At 60.9% G+C, this 16,865-nt stretch carries 14 protein-coding genes and 1 pseudogene; 3 read left to right on the top strand and 12 right to left on the bottom strand.

Annotated features, from left to right (window positions below; all coding sequences use genetic code 11):
* The first annotated feature begins 235 nt into the window (after positions 1-235).
* Entirely contained in the window at positions 236-1,654 is a 1,419-nt protein-coding gene (locus ACWTSU_RS03270; RefSeq protein WP_455138448.1) for a Sapep family Mn(2+)-dependent dipeptidase, read from the top strand.
* A 943-nt stretch (positions 1,655-2,597) separates the two neighbouring features.
* Here the strand turns inward: ACWTSU_RS03270 and ACWTSU_RS03265 are convergent.
* A pseudogene (locus tag ACWTSU_RS03265) lies at positions 2,598-3,762 on the bottom strand (IS256 family transposase).
* Between ACWTSU_RS03265 and ACWTSU_RS03260 the strand changes: the two are divergent.
* Positions 3,761-4,141, top strand: a complete 381-nt coding sequence (locus ACWTSU_RS03260) for a hypothetical protein (protein ID WP_455138447.1) — start codon at positions 3,761-3,763, stop codon at positions 4,139-4,141. The pseudogene ACWTSU_RS03265 and the gene ACWTSU_RS03260 overlap by 2 nt on opposite strands.
* Before the next feature lie 12 nt (positions 4,142-4,153).
* On the opposite strand, the gene ACWTSU_RS03255 is transcribed toward ACWTSU_RS03260, so the two are convergent.
* Together ACWTSU_RS03255 and ACWTSU_RS03250 are read right to left on the bottom strand one after the other, a co-directional pair.
* The gene (locus ACWTSU_RS03255) at positions 4,154-5,362 is read right to left on the bottom strand and encodes a CapA family protein (RefSeq protein WP_455138446.1); all 1,209 of its coding nucleotides are present in this window, start codon (positions 5,360-5,362) and stop codon (positions 4,154-4,156) included.
* A 4-nt stretch (positions 5,363-5,366) separates the two neighbouring features.
* The gene (locus ACWTSU_RS03250) at positions 5,367-6,911 is read right to left on the bottom strand and encodes a lipopolysaccharide biosynthesis protein (protein WP_455138445.1); all 1,545 of its coding nucleotides are present in this window, start codon (positions 6,909-6,911) and stop codon (positions 5,367-5,369) included.
* A gap of 595 nt (positions 6,912-7,506) precedes the next feature.
* Here ACWTSU_RS03250 and ACWTSU_RS03245 point away from each other — a divergent pair.
* Entirely contained in the window at positions 7,507-7,989 is a 483-nt protein-coding gene (locus ACWTSU_RS03245; protein ID WP_455138444.1) for a hypothetical protein, read from the top strand.
* Between the two features lie 204 nt (positions 7,990-8,193).
* On the opposite strand, the gene ACWTSU_RS03240 is transcribed toward ACWTSU_RS03245, so the two are convergent.
* The 9 genes from ACWTSU_RS03240 to ACWTSU_RS03200 all read right to left on the bottom strand — a co-directional run bounded on the left by ACWTSU_RS03240 (position 8,194) and on the right by ACWTSU_RS03200 (position 16,678).
* A complete protein-coding gene (locus tag ACWTSU_RS03240; protein ID WP_455138443.1) occupies positions 8,194-9,150 on the bottom strand; it encodes a polysaccharide pyruvyl transferase family protein in 957 nt (318 codons plus the stop codon).
* A gap of 164 nt (positions 9,151-9,314) precedes the next feature.
* A complete protein-coding gene (locus ACWTSU_RS03235) occupies positions 9,315-10,280 on the bottom strand; it encodes a glycosyltransferase family 2 protein (protein WP_455138442.1) in 966 nt (321 codons plus the stop codon).
* The gene (locus ACWTSU_RS03230; protein ID WP_455138441.1) at positions 10,240-11,571 is read right to left on the bottom strand and encodes a hypothetical protein; all 1,332 of its coding nucleotides are present in this window, start codon (positions 11,569-11,571) and stop codon (positions 10,240-10,242) included. Before ACWTSU_RS03230 ends, ACWTSU_RS03235 begins: the two co-directional genes overlap by 41 nt.
* Positions 11,572-12,570 carry a glycosyltransferase family 2 protein gene (locus tag ACWTSU_RS03225; RefSeq protein ID WP_455138440.1) on the bottom strand — a complete coding sequence of 333 codons (999 nt, stop codon included), beginning with the start codon at positions 12,568-12,570 and terminating at the stop codon, positions 11,572-11,574. It lies immediately after the preceding gene.
* A gap of 2 nt (positions 12,571-12,572) precedes the next feature.
* Entirely contained in the window at positions 12,573-13,184 is a 612-nt protein-coding gene (locus ACWTSU_RS03220) for a glycosyltransferase (RefSeq protein ID WP_455138439.1), read from the bottom strand.
* Positions 13,168-14,319, bottom strand: a complete 1,152-nt coding sequence (locus ACWTSU_RS03215) for a glycosyltransferase family 4 protein (protein WP_455138438.1) — start codon at positions 14,317-14,319, stop codon at positions 13,168-13,170. Before ACWTSU_RS03215 ends, ACWTSU_RS03220 begins: the two co-directional genes overlap by 17 nt.
* Complete coding sequence (locus ACWTSU_RS03210; RefSeq protein WP_455138437.1) at positions 14,316-15,125, bottom strand: sugar transferase; 810 nt, start codon at positions 15,123-15,125, stop codon at positions 14,316-14,318. Before ACWTSU_RS03210 ends, ACWTSU_RS03215 begins: the two co-directional genes overlap by 4 nt.
* A gap of 96 nt (positions 15,126-15,221) precedes the next feature.
* Positions 15,222-15,665: a hypothetical protein gene (locus ACWTSU_RS03205; protein ID WP_455138436.1), complete on the bottom strand. Its 444-nt coding sequence runs from the start codon at positions 15,663-15,665 to the stop codon at positions 15,222-15,224.
* Between the two features lie 389 nt (positions 15,666-16,054).
* Entirely contained in the window at positions 16,055-16,678 is a 624-nt protein-coding gene (locus ACWTSU_RS03200) for a recombinase family protein (RefSeq protein ID WP_455138435.1), read from the bottom strand.
* Between the last annotated feature and the right edge of the window lie 187 nt (positions 16,679-16,865).

Raw genomic sequence — 16,865 nt, 5'->3', positions numbered from 1 at the left:
CGCTCGCTCGGCTGGAGGAGCCCCGACCAGTACCGGAGGGACCTGGGGCTCGCCGCGTAGTGTCCAAGAATATGTCCGCACCCCCGCTTCTCGCCTACGCCTGGCTATCCGAACACTTGAGGCCGCAGAGCGCTCGGATAGCCAGGAACATCGCCGCGCGCCCGCGCGTGCCCGCCCGGCGCGGCGGCGCGCTAAGATGGACGGCGCAACGCACCCGATCCCCCGAGGAGGACGCATGATGGAGGAGCAGCTCAAGGCAGACGTCGACGTCTTCGTCGACGAGGTGTGGGAGGACGTCGTCGCCGACATCGCGCGCCTCGTGCGCCACGACTCCGTGGAGGACCTCTCGGCCGCGCGGCCCGGCATGCCCTGGGGCCCGGCCTCCAACGCCGCCCTGGTCGAGGCCGAGCAGATGGCCGACCGCCTGGGCCTCGAGGTCACCGACCTCAACGGCTACCTTGGCTTCGCCGACGTCCCCGGCGCCTCCGGGCCCGAGCGCTACGTGGCCACGATCGCCCACACCGACATCGTGCCCACGGGCCTGGGCTGGACGTTCCCGCCGCTCGAGGTCACGCGCAAAGACGGCTACCTCATCGGCCGCGGCGTTGCCGACGACAAGGGCCCGTTCGTGCTGTCGCTCTACGCCGCGCACTTCTTCGCGCGCCGCGCCGCCGCCGGGCACGCGCCGCGCTACACGCTGCGCTGCATCATCGGCAACAACGAGGAGACCGGCATGGGCGACGTGCCGTACTACCTCGAGCGCTACCCCGAGCCGCTCTTCTGCTTCTCGCCGGACGCCGACTTCCCGCTCATCTGCGGCGAGAAGGGCCTCTACGGCGGAACCTTCACCTCGCCGGCGCTCCCGGGCGAGAAGCTCGTTGCGCTCGACGGCGGCACGGTCTCCAACGCCATCCCCGGCCAGGCCACGGCCCTCGTGCGCGCCGACGCCGCCGCGCTGCCCGCGGCCGAGCGCATCGCCGTCGAGGACGCCGGCGACGGCCTGGCCCGCGTCACGGCCACCGGCATCGGCGGGCACGCCTCGCAGCCCGACGGCACCGTCAACGCCATCGGCGTGCTCGCGCGCTACCTGCTGGGCGCCGGCCTCGTCGACGAGGGCGCCCGCGGCTTCCTGGAGCTTCTCGTCACGCTGACCGAGGACGCCCACGGCCGCGCCGCCGGCGCGGCCGCCACCGACGACAAGTTCGGCGACCTCACGCTCGTGGCCGGCACCGTACGCACCGAGGGCGGCCGGCTCGTCCAGACCGTGGACTCCCGCTTCCCCACCACCACCTCGGCCGAGGCCATCACCGCGCGCCTCGCGGAGCTCGCGGCCGCGCACGGCTGCTCCTTCGAGCAGACCCGCGGCGAGAAGCCCTTCTACATCGACCCCGACAGCCCCGAGATCCGCGCGCTCCTGGACACCTACGCCGAGTACACCGGGCGCCCCGGCGAGGCCTTCACCATCGGCGGCGGCACCTACGCGCGCCACTTTGCCAACGCCTGCGCCTTCGGCCCGCACGACCCGGCCGACGAGACGCCCGCCTGGGTGGGCTCCGAGCACGGCCCCGACGAGGGCGCCTCGGAGGAGGGCCTGCGCCGCGCGCTCAAGATCTACATCGTGGCGATCGCGCGCCTGATGGAGCTCGAGCTGTAGGGTCTCGCGGGGCGGACCGCCGTCTCCCGCAGACGCCTCCGATTGAGGTGCGGCCTCCTGACGTTTTCCGAGGCAAAACCGTCAGGAGGCCGCACCTCAACGTTTGGCCTGCGGCAAGCTGACGTTTTCCGGGTCAGAACCGTCAGGAGGCCGCACCCGGACGGCGCAGTCAACGTGCGGCCGGATGCCGCCTCTCGGCGACCGCGGCCCCGTCGCTCACGCGGGCGTGCGGGCGCGTGGGCGCCGTGTCCGCCGGACCAGCCGGGCCCGCTGAGCCAAACAACGCGCGGAAACAAGCACAGTTTTCTATATCCGCAGGTGAATTTAACGCACATGTCCGATTCTGCACGTTAATCAAGAGGCCGAAGGGTGGTTGTGGAGGCACGTTGTCACCCAGCCGCACACGCCGAATCGCCACCTAGTTGCATGTACTCAACACCATCGAAACGGCGAGGTCGTCACTTCCGCCCAGGTGATTGAGCCCGGTGTCAGCCGGACCCGAATCAACCGCATGGCAGACGACGACAGTCTCGAGCCGTTTGCTGCGGCGTGTTCCGGGCAATCTCGGGAGTATTCTCTTAAGAGCGTCCGCTCCTCGTTCTCAAAGAAGGTCAGAGCCAGCTTGCCCGGCAAATCGACTTATGGGAAAGCCGCGACATCGACCTAGTCGAAACCATGCCGAGTATCGAGAAGGCGCTGGGCCGGCCCAGGGGGCTCTCCTCAATCTACCTAGACGATTGTCTCGAGTTTGAATTCAACAGCGCCCAACAAATCCCCGTGTCCCAGGAATATCACACGGACTAGCAAGTAAAGCTTGCCTCCATGCCAAGGAAAACCAAGGGCTCGACTTGATGCATAGGAGCTTTTGGGATATGGATGCTAGGCTAATTTGCACCAAGCAGGAATCGGTACCGTCAAGATTCTTGCGCACTTTCCGACAGCCCTATAGGCCCGCCTCCCGATATGGCCTCTCGTCCAACAGCGTCACGTCCAGGTAGCGCCTCGACCCCCACTCGCTCTCCGCAACGTACTTGAGCCTCGCGGTCACGAGCATGAGGGCTGATTTCCCGTCCGGGAAGGCGCCGACCGCTCGGGTGCGGCGGCGGATCTCGCGGTTGAGGCGCTCGGTCGCGTTGTTGGTGCGGATCCTGCGCCAGTGGGCGGCCGGGAGACGCGTGTGGGTCAGGGTCTCGACGTAGCCCTCGCGGACCACTTTCGCGGCCTCCCCGAGCCTCATCGACTCCAGCTCCCCGGCCACGGTCAGGGCCTTGGCCTCAGACGCCTCGCGGGACTCCATAGCGTGGACTGCCTCGGGCATGGCGGCGACCCTCGTGCGCTTGGACTTGGGGACCTTGGCGAGAACGTTGCGATAGAAGTGGACGGTACACCTCTGGTATGCGGTCTCGGGGAAGGCCTCCGCGATCGAGCCCATGCCGGCGGCCTTGTCGCCGGTGAACATCCTAACCCCGCGCGGGTCGCGCGACTTGAGCCACGAGAGGAACTCTCGCCAGCGCTCGGCGGACTCCGTGAAACCCTCGGCGGCCCCTATGACCTCGCGGTAGCCGTCGTCGTTGACCCCGATGGCGACCATGACCGTCACGTTCTCATAGGAGCCTCCCCAACTGCGCTTCAGGTATATTCCGGTAGGTGCGCTCGAGCGAGCAGCTGCGCCACTCCTCGATGGAGGCGAAGGCCTTTTCGCTGAGGTTGGAGACGGTGCTCGCGGACACGCTGGAGCCCCAGAGAATCTCGCTCACATCCTCGATCCTGCGCGTCGAGACGCCCGCCAGGTACATCTCGATCATCGCCTCCTCGACCGAGGCCTCGCTCCTGCGGTACCGCTCGATGACGGCCGTGGTAAACTGCATTCCCTTGGACTTGGGCATGCGTATCGTGACCTCGCCGGACGTGGTGGTGAGCTTGCGCTCGTAGTGCCCCGCGCGGTACGCCTCCCTATCGGCCGTCCTCTCGTAGCTCTCGGCGCCGATGAGGTTGCCGGCCTCCTCGTCCAGCAGTCCGTTGAGCAGCTCCTCCACGGTCCTCCTGACGAGCTCCCGCAAGTCGGTCTTCAGGGACTCCTCATTCAATGTTACGATGGGCTCGGGCATGGTCTTCCTCAAGCATGTTTCTTTTCTCGACAATCAGAAATCATACCGGGTCGGGCCGTGCCCTCCTTCCTATCTGGACGCCATTCCGCTGTCAAAGTGCGCAAGAAATTGTGCGTTACTAAGGCACGAGCACGTGCTGGAGAAGGCCGTGGTGGGCATCTGCCGGGCGACTATGGCTACCTCGCAGTCGCTTGGTGCGGCGTTACCCGACGAGGGCCACATGAGGGTGAGCTTCGATGACTCTATCATCACGGATACCGTTGTCGAGAAACAGCAAAACATGACGGAGGTGATGTCGGGACTGATGGAACCCACCGAGTACCGGGCAAAGTGGTACGGGAATGTTAATGGGTCTGAAAGCAAACGTTCTCGCCCATGACTAACCTGTGTCTCATATTAAATATTCTTTCTCGATTGCCCCATTTACCACATCGCGGCCGCAGAAACGCCTGGCAACAGTTTTCACATCTTCAAGCAGCCTGTCTCTGGCTACTGAATCCCGCTCATATGTATAGAGATCAGCCACGGGAACAACCTGGATTCCGCATTCGGTCCCCTTGAGGGGGATCGATTTAAGGACTGAAAAGCTCATCTTGCTAATCGCTTCTGGACCAATCTGCGTCGGGTCGAGATAGAGGTTCCAAGCGATGGAGTACTCAGCTAGCTTGTCGAAAGGAGCATCGTACACGCCATCGATACCGTCGAAGTTGCCAAGGCAGTAAGCCGCAACGCGCCCGTCTTGCCGGTTGAAGTCGCCCCCGTGAACAACATGTTCATGCGTGCCCGCCACAATATCGACGCCATTCTCAAGCAGCCAGGTAGCAAGCGCCTTCGTGTCTGCTGTCGCCTCCGGGTTATACTGCCCTCCCGCATGCATGCACATGACCACGAGGTCGGGGCTCTCGACACGCATGCGCTCAATATCTGCTGAGAGCATGGCCATCCTCTCACGCGAGCGCTCGCTTCTTTCGTACACCGGACAGCGGGAATTCTCCGAAAATAAAGAGATGACTTTGTTAAGCACCTTCAAGGGAAGGAGACCGCCGCGCTTGTAGCGAAACCTCGTAAACGGGTGGCTCAGCTCCTGCTCCTGGAAGAGGTTCACCCGCCAAGACTCGGACTTGGGGAGATAACAGTTGTTCAAGAACGCGTTGGTGCCATACGTATACGACATGAGGCCAATACGCATCCCACCAACCGTCACGATAAGCGGCGTCCTGCGCGATAGGTCGGCGAATACGCCGGTATGCAGGACGCCCGCCTTGTCAAGCGATTCAACCGTGGAAACGATTCCGTCGATCCCTCGATCAAGACAATGATTGTTGGCGGTTGAGACTGCGGTGATGCCGCAGTCTCGTACCGCCTCAGCGAATGCATGCGGCGAGCAAAAGCTGTAGCGCTCGGACGTGAGGCTGCCCTCACCTCCGGATATCGGCGTCTCCAGGTTTGCTACCACGAGATCGGATTCCCTGAGATAGGACTTCACGCGGACGAACAGCGGGCTGAAGTCGAACCCGCCGTCCTTAGAGCCGTAGGCGGGAAACATCTCCCCTTTGCACATCACGTCACCAACGAAAGTGACCTTTATTGTAGCCGGCACCGAATCACCCTTTTCGTCCGCTGATCCTAGCAGCCGCCGTTTTTACCTTGCTCACCAGCTGCCCTCTTTCTTCACGGTTTAGAAGAAACAATGCATTGAATCCAAATCCCGCCAGTGCGAAGAGCGCCGCTGCCGCTATCAGAAGGGGCCACGTGCCCCCGGGGATCGCAAGCTTGACCGCGAAGCCCAAGACTAGGAGCGCTGCGACTGTAGCCATCGACTTCAACACTTGAGGATAGAAGCGGTACCACTTAAGGCCCAAGTAACGAGCCGTTGCAGGAAGCATGAACGACATGTTGCGGATTAGGGCGACCAGACTTGGTACGCCCGCAACCACATACAAGCCAAACGGCGTTGAATTCAGAAGCGTCAGCGTCGCTACAACGGAGACGACGCCACCGATCAAAACCGCCATTGCATTCGACCATACCTTGTTAACCGTCGTGAATACGTTATAGAGAATCTGTACGCCGCTTGTGAACGCATAGCCAAACAGGCCAAGTACGGAAAGCGCCCAGAGCAGCTGCGCATCCTGCGAAGGCACCCATAACTCGTAGAAGCGATCTCCGAAGACCATGATTCCCGCGAGCGGAACCGTCATGATGCACGAGGTAAGGGTCATCGCCCTTTCAACGTTTTTGAGAAGCCTTTCTTTATCGCCCCTGGCCCAGTCAATAGTAAGCTCAGGGGCAAGCGCGTTGCAGACTGACCCCGATAGCTGCTGCATTAGCGTGGGAAGCGTCTGAGACAGTGACATTACTCCCATCGCCGTGGCGCCGAGCATCACGTTTGAAATGAGGGCGCTCAAGCCGAACGAAAGCATATTCCCAATGCTACTAACGGAGTTCCAGATTCCGGAGAAAAAAAGCTCCTTGAGCGCCGCAAAGGAGAAGCGTCGCTTTCCTTTGCGAATTCTTATACGGAGCTCAGGAGTGAGGGCATGCGTGTTGTAGGCGTTCGCGATGAGCGTGATAGCGGTCATGATCGAAGCAGCTAAGCCCACATACCATACGTGCGGTGCAAGAAACGCAAACAGTGAAAACACCACGATACAGCGCGTTATCTGGCCAGCTGCCTGCGCGATGTAGGAGCGGTCGAGGCGGTTTACGGCATAGGGACCGCAGTCGTACTTTGGAAGCGCTGTGGTCGCAAGGAAGTTCGCAAACACGAACGCGAACAGCAGTTTAACGTCCCAAAGGATGTCAGGGGGGACGTCGAAGACGAGCTCAAGGTAAATGATACAAAAGGAGGCGGGCACCATGAGTATCACGGCTAATACCAGATTACCCCAAAAGATAGAGTTGTAGTAGAGGTTCGCCCTGTCATAGTTGCCGCGCGTGTGCTCGATAGTGATGAAGCGTGCCGCCATGCTGCTGATTGCCGTAACGAGCAGTTGGGCGTAGGTAACGCAGTTGTTGGCAAGCGTGACGAACCCATTCGCCTCCGCTCCGAGCGTCGCCACGATAATCGGGGAGAGAGCGAGATTGATCACGACGTTTACGGCAAGCACAAGAACACTGCAGGCAATGTTGACAAGAGTTCTGTTCACGTTAAGTACTCCAAAATCACTAGCGGACAAGCGAGCGAAGCTTGCGTAACGTACGGTATCCGAGATTCGTGATTCGCTTCACGGGGTTATTCGCTATACGTCCGAGGTTATTTGAGAGTATCCAGTGAGCGCTTTTCGGCAATTCAACGCCATTGGCTTCTGAAGCTCGTGCTGCGTCGCTGTAATAAAACGGGTAGTGAATCGGCGTAACGTAGTGGAGCCTATGCATGAGCCTGTCGAATTTGCGACCATCGAAGTCGAAGCCGAACCGGCGCGCGTCGCCGCCTTCCGCCATGATCTCGAGAATCGTTCTGGCGCACTTCTCGCAAGCGCAGCAGTTTGACCCCCCATCCGACTCCCAGCAGACACGTAGACTAATTGGGATTTGTGAACTTTGCGAATACTGAACGATGTTCCGCACTTTGTCTTGCCTGCTGAACTCGAACCCGTCGTGATGAACCCGAATGCCACAGTATCGCACGTGGTTGTCAATTGTCGGATCCGAAGCACAGGTCACTCCTGTGCGCGTTTCTGCTGTGTTCGATGACGCGATATAAACGGTACTTCTTCCGAGTGCCCAAGCAAGTGGGGCAGCATGACCCAGGATGCCTATTCCGTGCTGAAATCCGTGCCACCAACCATCACCGGACTCGATGACCCGTCGCGTGAGGACATCCTCACGAAGGAACGTTCTGAAAGTGGAAGCCACCTCGTGAAACTCGACTCCGAAATTCTGCGCTACGGTCTTTCCATGTGCGCGCACGCGCGCCCAACCCTCAATGTCGCCGAGCTTGACATCCGCACCGCGCATCGTGAGCAATGTAGGATGTTCATTAATGTGTTGGATGAGCGTGTTGAAGGCGTCAACGCCACCGGAGAAGAAGCAGACGGCACCCCCTGCAGATTGCCGGTTCTCTTCTACGGCACCCACCCTAAGCTCGCCACCGAAGCGCATCATGGGATACATGTCCTCGTATCCACGCTTAACCTCAGGCAGACAGGCGAGGAAGTCCGCATCGCAGATGGGCGCTTCAATCACCGCGTCGTAGACCCAGGCCATAGGAAGGACATTGGCTAGCAATGGAATAACGGCAACGCCGGCGGGAACGCCACTGACGTCGACGTCGTACTGAACTTCGAATGACTGACTCAAATCGAAGGATTCCGCCCAAGGACCACAGACCTCGTAATGGTATCTAATGGCTTTTCCCTCAACACTGGGCATCGCTATCTCAATTATATTGCACGTCATGTTGCTATACCCCACGTCCTAATTACCTCCTTACACAGAACCTCTCGCCGCTTCAGCAATAAGGCTCCGGATGTCACCGAGCTTCCCTCGGTGCTTATGTAACGGGAATACCCCCGGTTTAGGAACGCTGTCCCGTATCGCTTCGACGGCCTCGTCCACGTTCTGGAAAAACCTCACATAGGAAAGTTCAGCAATCCATTCGTAGACCCTACCAACCTTGCCGTTGCTGTTGTTGAGCGCGACACAGGGTGTGCCCGTGATCGCTGCGAACACCATGCCGTGCAAACGGTCGGTAACCATCAAGCGCGCTGACGAGAACTCGGCAAGCTTGGCGAAGACCTCCCGTTCTCGCCGCTTCGGCGGCACACGATGGTCGACAGCGGTGTCGGTGTAGGCGATCGGCTCTCCCGGAAGCGCCGCTTTTACTGCGGCGCTCAAGCTCTTGACGGTCACATCATCTAGGACGCGTTCGCGGTCAGCACGCATGCAGAACAGAACACCATGTCGCTCGACGTGCTCTGAGGGTGTTTCGAGCCCGAGCACCACGTCCGGCGTGAGGAGGGCTCGGACGCCGGGGAAGTTTTCGGAGACGAATCGCTCGCTCAGCCGCTCGCGACAGCATATGGTCAGATCGGGGTGGGAGCACCATGAGGTGACGGACTCTTGGAAGAACTCCTCGCCCTCGGGGGTGGAGCGGTCGAAAGTGACGGTCTGGGGGAATACGACGACCCTGTGGCCTCTAAACGCTTCGAGGATACGGCGGAAGCGGTATTCCTCATTTGGCCACAGCGACCCCAGGAACCCGCCCCCATGAACCAAAATGACCTGGTTCATGGGAGACAACTTCGCCAAGGTCTTCTCGAAGCCCTCTACTTGGTTGGCTGTCACCTCGAAGTAGGAATCCGGCCCGAACCATTCGTCGAGAAGTTGCTGCTCAGCAAGCGCGATGGCCTGATCGCCAATGTTGCCATGCTCGGGCGTGTCCAAGAGCAGATGTGAGCGGGTACGGGATGTCGCGAGAAACTGCGCTACAGACGGAGCAAAGCGCAGGGCGTAATAGCATCGCCTTGCGACTCGCTTGATGGGATTCCTAACGCTCATAAGCCTTCGACTCACTCCCTCTGGTATCTCAAAAATGCCTGCAGTTCGGGCTAACGGAATAGAAAACTCCGATAGCGCGCTAAAAGCGTGATGGCCTGCGGAATCGACTTGCACACAAGGCAAACCAAGGTCTGCTTGCTGCTGACGAAGGGATTCGCCAAGCATCTGCGTAAACTGAGGGAGCGTCGCAGCTGTCTGTATTCCTCGCGCAGCTCGTTGAGCTTTCCCGACTTGGCGATTCGCGCCATAAGGGAGATCCTCGTCGAGAGACCAAACGCCTCTAGCTCCATCCCTGCTTGTATGCCTCGGCTATCGCAAAGAGCCCGCATCCCATTCTCGGCATCCAGCACCTCGAGCCTCTTCCGCGACATGCTGGCCATGATGCTTCCCCCACGCTGAACGTACCTATATGCGGGGCTGTCGATATACCTCACGAGCTGGGAATCAGCAAACAGCCTGTATGTGGTGAAGACGTCTTCGTGAAGCTTTCCGACTGGATAGCGTACGTCGTCGAACAAGGTCTTCCGGTAGAGCTTGTTCCACGCCACAACATCGACCAACCTTTGCTGTGCGATCAGCCTCTTCATCGCGTCTACGCCTGAAATGGTCTCGCTCTCAATGCGATACGGAAAGCACTGCCCTCCGCATACTGTTTGATAGGAGCACACTGATATGTCCACTCCATCGCTGTCGATAGCCTTTACCAGCAGCTCGATAAAATCGCTCGCAACGTAATCGTCTCCGTCAACGAGGGACACGAATTCACCACGCGCCTTCTCGATGCCGAAGTTCCTGGCATCCGACAAGCCGCCGTTTTCTTTTCTGAAGTACCTGAAGTTATCGAACCTCTCGGCATAATCAAGGCATATCTTCGGCGATTCGTCAGTTGATCCGTCATCGATAAGCAGCACCTCAATCTCCTCGTACGTCTGCGAAGCGAGGCTTTCCAGGCACCTTCCGAGGTGTTCTGAGATGTTATAGACGGGAATGACTACGCTTACGAGTCCTGTGCTCATTACCGTTTTCACCGCCCTTCGGCTGTTCCGCGGCCACTCCGCAAAGCAAAACCAGCGAGAGCAGGAGAATCATTCCGCCGCTGTGGGTTATCGGCATGCATTTCACTGCAACCACGGCCAGGCACAGTGCGGTCGCCACGACGAGATAGCGCATTGCTCCCGGAACGACCGCTCCTTTTAGGGCAATCATTGTCGGTCTTGCGAAAGCGCCGAAGAGGAGAACGAGCCCTATAACCCCCGTTCTCCACAGCTCGTTTACGTAGCCAACGTCGGAGTGGGAGAACCCGGGCACACCGTATACGGTGTGCCCGGTTCCGGTTATGACCATCAAAGGTTCGGGAAGGTTCCAGAAGCCCTCCCCGAACAGAATGGAGAGGGTGTTGTGCTGGGTTGTGCCGAGGATGTCCCCGAGAAGCCAGTCGATAATCTCCGGTCTTACCGTCGCAATCACGCCAATGATTACGGCAGCCACCAAAGCGATTATCAACGCGGTCAGCATGGTCGAAATGATGGAAAGCCCACTTGACTTACCGGCATACAACGAAGCGATCATGATTGCGACGACGAACAGCACCAGCCCGGTGCGCGCGTTCAGGGCCGGTACGACCAGCAGGAAAGGAACGGCGAACAGCCACATCTTTGAAGCCTCGCGGTCAATCAGAACCAGGAACGCCGGCAACGCCGCTATCACGCCCGTTCCGAAGCCATACAGATCGAGCATGCTGTTTGCGAAGCCATAGAATCGCCGCTCTGCGATCCAAGAGCCCTCCTGCATCTGCGTCGTCCCGGTATTCTGGAACATTATCTCGGTAAGCGTGTCTTTTATTCCCTGGTCAAAGAAAGCCGCCAGCGCGATAACCGCCTGCGCGAGGCCAGCGCAAATGAACGCTTTGACGACCTGGCCGCTCGTGAGGCCATGCTTACCTGCATACACAAGCGCAGTTACTGCACAGACGAGGCAGGTCGGCATCACGAGGAAGAAGGAGTATGCAGATGTTACGTAGTCGGACGTATAAACCTTATCGCCTAGCAGCACGTTTACCAACATGATAATCACCCAGTAAGCAGCAAAAGCACCGAACCAGGCGCAAAAGGAGCGGCCGGCACGCGAGCTGAGAATTCCTTTCGACCTCGGTGCGTTTGCGAGCAGGTAGGGGACGCTGAGCAAAGCGATGACCAGAACTAGATTGACATCGGGAAGTACAGGAGGGGCGAAAAGACACAAGAAGACATATATCGAAAGGAACGCGACATTCTTTGTACTTTGCTGGCGATTGCGCTCGGAAACCATCTAATTCACCGATTTCCCGTCTTGCTCAGACTTCGTACGTACATCTAACGCTGACGCCAGGAGTTTCGACGTGACCGAGACGCCGAGTATGCGAGCAAGTGCAAAAGCGAGCTTCTCTTCACGGCGCAGGGGGCTGGCCTTCCCGCTCACCGTTGAGAAGAGGAGCTTTACTCTTGTCATAAACTGCTTGCGCACCCGCGGTTCAGCTTGCCCAAAGATTCCGAGAAAGACGAACATCTGGGTAGTGAGAAACCGGCGCACCATGCCCTCCGTCGCCTCATCGCCCTCGAATCCAATCCAGCCATCGAAAAACCAGAGGTAGTCCGAGATGAGACCAGCCTCCCTTTGAGCGGAAGTACTGTCTGTGGATTGGCGATATGAATATGCGTTCACGGGGAGATACTTTATCGACTGTGCGTCGACAAGAATGCGCATCGACCAATCGAGATCCTCGACGAGTCTACCCTCGGGAAAGGGATGCGCGAGTGCAAACTCGCGACGTATGATTTTGTCCCACGGAGCGGCGGGCATCTTGCGCAATCGGGCCGCGCAACGGCGAATGTCGGAGCCCTGTAGCCGTTCGTCTCCGAACGCCGCGGCGTAACCGTTCCCCAGATCTTCTCGGGATCCATCTGGGAAGACTTTGGAAGAGTCGAGCAGGAACAAATCCGTTTCTTCTGCGGCGAGTACATGCGCCGCATCGCGATATGCCCCGTCGTCAACCCAGTCATCGCAGTCGACAAACGCAATATATCGTCCTTGTGCAGAACGAACACCCGCGTTTCTTGCGCTCGCCGCCCCTCCCTGTTCCCTTTTCAGTACTTTCAGGCGGAAATCCACGATGCTTTCGAGCACAGCGAGCGTATTGTCATCTGAGCCGTCGTCAATAACGATGACCTCGAGCTCAACGTCTTGGCTGAAAATGCTATTCAGGCATCTCACCACGGTATTCTCGCCGTTGTGTACGGGAACGATAAAACTGACAAGAGGCTGACTCACTCCTAAACTTCTCCTTCTTTTGGCAGCCGTATCGAACGGTGTAGAAGTCGGGCATCTGGGCCAATCATCGTTGCGATATAAATCGCAACATAGTCAATAAGGACGGCGTCGACTCCGAATCTTGCGGCGCGCGTTCGTAAGTGCTCGGGGTTCGGGACATGGCTCCTACCTGTGAGGCGTCCAATTGCATCTGCCCAGCTTTCACTGTCATTTTCGGGAACAATGCAGCTCTCTCCGAGTTCGTCCAGTACGTCGGCACACCCGCGCGCATTGGACGCGAGTACGGGCGTCCCCGTCGCCATCGCCTCAATAAGCGACACGGGCAGACCCTCGCGCCTGGAGGGCAGACAGAACAGGTCGCACGCGTTCAGGAGTGCCGCGACGTCTCGGCGGAACCCGAGAAGCCGCACGCGGTCGGAGACGCCTAGGCGCGTGGCGAGTGCGGATAGCTCCCCGCGAAGGGGCCCATCGCCGGCTATGAGCAGCTTCACCCTGCTCGGCAGCTTCGCCAGCGCCTCCACGAGCACGCGGTGGTTCTTGTTGTCGTTGAGGTCGCCGATCGTGAGCACGGCGAAATCGCCCGGAGCAAGACAGAGCTCAGCGCGGGTCAGCATCGAGCAACCCCCCCCCCTCGTAGATCCTGCTGGTCGCGGCGAGGGCCTCCTCCAGACCGTAGCGGCGCACCGACGCGACCGCGCCGTCGGAGAGCCGAGCGCGAAGCGCCGGATTGCCCATGAGCCCGGAGATGGCCGACGCAATCGAGGTGGGGTCGTCGTCGGGCAGCAGGACGCCGCTCTCACCGTCGGAGAGCAAGTCGGGGTCGATGCCCCGTATTGGGCTGGCGACGACCGGCAGCCCGCTCGCCATTGCCTCCATGACCGACACGGGCAGTCCCTCGTGGACCGAGGGGAAAACCAAGCAGTCGCAGGCCGCCATGATGTCGGCTATGTCGTCGCGGAAGCCCAGGAGAGATACCCGGCAGCCCACGCCGAGCTCACCGGCGAGCGCGAGCAGGCGCTCCCGCTCCGGCCCCTCGCCGCAGACGATGAGCTGAGCGTTCTCGGGCAGCAGCGGGAGCGTCCGGACAATCGCCGCCTGGTTCTTGCGCGGGATGAGATCTCCGACTGAGAGCATGGCGAAGTCGCCGGGGGTGAGACCCAATTCTTTCCGCTTCGCGTCGCGGTACTTGACCGCTGCGAACCGCGAGAGGTCCACACCCACACCGGGGGCGTATTCGACGCGACAATGCGCGAACTTCTTCGCCCTCTCGTAATCCTCATGGTTAATCGTTATGAGCACGTCCGTTAGCCGGGACATGGCGCGTTCCACCGGATACCACAGCAGCCAGTTCGCCAAAGGCGCACCCTTGTAGAAATGGAACCCGTGGGCGGTGTATATCACCCTCGTCCCCGTCCTTCGGGCATCGCGCGCTGCTAGGCGCGTGAGCACCGAGCCCACGGGTGTGTGGGTGTGCACGATATCGAAGCGCTCGCGCGCGAACAGGTCGCGCAGCTGCCGGTACGCTGTGAAAGTCCGAGTCGAAAACGGGCTGCGCGCGAAGTCTATGTCCACGAAGCAGTCGCAGTACGGGATATCGCATACGCCGTCAGGGTAGTCGTTCCTGGCGGCGACCCACGTCTCCCATCCCCGCTCCTTGAACCACCTCAGGTAAGGAATGTGGAACTTCGCGATGTGGCCGCGCACCAGCGTTGCCGAGAACAGTACCCTGCCGTGATCGGGAAAGCTCATCGCGCCCCCTCCCCGGTAGCCATGGTGCGCAACGTCCGCCATATGAGGGAGAAGTCCAGGGCGAAGCCCCGCCTCTCTATGTACTCGATGTCCAGCAACGCCTTCTCCTTGGGGAGAAGCTCGTAGCCGCCCTCAACCTGGGCGAGACCGGTTATGCCCGGGCGCACGGCGAGCCGCTGCTCCCAGCCGTGGATACGCTCCTTGAACGCCTCGTGAAAGACGGGGCGCTCGGGCCTGGGGCCGATGAGTGACATGTCGCCCTTGACCACGTTCCAGAACTGAGGAATCTCGTCCAGGCGGGAGTTACGCAACTTGCGCCCGAAGGGAGTCACACGCGGGTCCTCCCCCTGCGCCCACTGCGCACCGCGCGCCTCGGCGTCGGTGTACATGGAGCGGAACTTGTATACCTTGAATAGCCTCCCGCCCTTGCCCACACGCGTCTGCGCGTAGATGGCCGGGCCGGGGGACTCACTCTTTATCTTGAGTGCGATGGCACCCATAGGTATCGCAAGTATCACGAGCGCACACGAGCACGACACCACGTCGAAGGCACGCTTGACCGCGCGGTAGAAGGGACCTCCGGCAACCTGCCTGATCCTTGGCAGCTCAACCACGTCGTCGTCTGGCAGCAGCTTCGCCAGCACATCGGGTGCGATGGTGTTCTTCGCGAGACCCGGAGTGTTGCTGAGAGCGTTGAAGACGGCTCGGACCTCATGCTCGCCGGAGGCGCAGCTGGCGGCCTCGGCGAGCCGTCCCACGACCCCGCCGTTACTGCCCACAGCCGTACGCTCCTCACGCCCCGTCACGCGCTTCTCCGTTCGCACACGCGAGGGCATCGAAGACCCCCCCCCCCCGCGGCGCCGCAGGTCATGTTTGTGGTCCTTCTCGCCATGCCGCGCCCCTCAGTTCTTGGACGGGACCGAGAGCGGGACGAACTCGGCGAAGCCGTCGCCAGCGTCGCAGACGCGGACGCGGCAGCAGCGCTTGTGGCGGTCGAGCCCGCTCACGCGCGACTCCTGCCCCACGAGCGGCCCGGACTCCACGCGCAGCACGCCGTCGCTGAGCACGCCGGTCGAGCTGCGGATGACATGGCGGCAGTCCGTGACGGCCTCGAACCAGGCCTGGGCCTCCGGCGCGAGCGGCGCCCACGCGCTGCCCTGCTCGCCCACGAGCCTCACCGGGAAGCTCAGACGGGAGAGCGCCTTGTCGAGCTCGCGCGCGTCGCTCGTCACGGCGAAGAAGTAGCCCGGGTGCACGACCTCCTCGACGGTCCACCACCGTCCCCGCCGGCACATCCAGCGCTCGCGACGGATGACGAAGGCGTCCTCCAGGGCGGGCGCGCCCACGATCGAGCGAACCCGGTCGCAGTAGGTCTGCTCGCGGCCCTCAGGGACCTGGACGAGGTACCAACGTCGCCGACCCCGGGGGCTACGCCGGCCAAGGGGAAGCGGAGAGACGCCGCCCGCGATCAGGGACAACTCACTCGCACGATCAACCCGCGCGACCATCGCCACCGGCCTCCCCTCACCGAAAAGCCTGAAAAGGTACACCTTTTTCAGGAGCTGCAAATCGCTGCCAATTATAGTACCCCCCTCCCTATTTGTTGTATAGAGTCCGTTGATTTTTGTTAATGAGCGTGCTAACTGACGCCCCGTCTCGCCGGCCTGAAAAGGTGTACCTTTTCAGGCGCCCGAGCTCGTCTGGCGCATGCGAGAGGGGCGCGGGGCCTGTTCCGTCAGGCGGTCTCCCGCGACATCGTCTCCCGGTCCTGCCTGAGCCACTTGTCAAAGGTGGAGACGGAGACCATGAGCCTGGACGCAGCCTCTGACCTCGTGATACGTCCCGCAAGGTAGCTCTCGCGCAGGGCGCCGTAGCTCCCGGGGCGCGTCTTTCTCGGCCGGCCGAACTTCACGCCCCGCGCCTTGGCGGCGGCTATGCCCTCGGCCTGGCGCTGGTGGATGCTCTCGCGCTCGACCTGCGCCACGTAGCTCAGGAGCTGCAGGACGATGTCGGATATGAGCGCGCCGGTCACCCCTCCCCTCTCCTGGCGGGTGTCCAGCAGCGGCATGTCCAGCACGACGACCTCAGCGCCCCTGACCCTGGTGACGGCGCGCCACTGGTCGAGGATCTCGTCGTAGCTGCGCCCGAAGCGGTCGATCGACTTGACGACGAGAAGGTCGCCCTCCCGAAGGGTCTCCCTGAGGCGGATCCACGCGGGCCGCTCGAAGTCGCGCCCGCTGGCCTGGTCCGCGAAGATGTTCTCCCGCCTGACGCCAAAGTCAGCCAGCGCGCGGAGCTGCCGGTCAAGGTTCTGCTCGCGCGTGCTCACGCGGGCGTAGCCGTAGGTTATTGGTGCCATGGAAACCTCCTCGTCGCCGGTCTGCCGGTGGCCGCCCGCTCGGCGCGGGGCAGCCTGAGAGAAGGTTAGGAAAGGAGCCACGAGGTCGCGGGAGGGGTACGGACGGTTTTCGGACCCCGGCGGGGGGGGAGGGGTGGGGGAGGTGGGAGAAGGGCGGGGAGACTACGTCAAATGTCTCTCTCAGGCC

The organism is Thermophilibacter sp. (assembly GCF_966187215.1).
The sequence above is the reverse complement of the archived record's forward strand: the minus strand, read 5'-3'. Positions and strand labels throughout refer to the sequence as shown.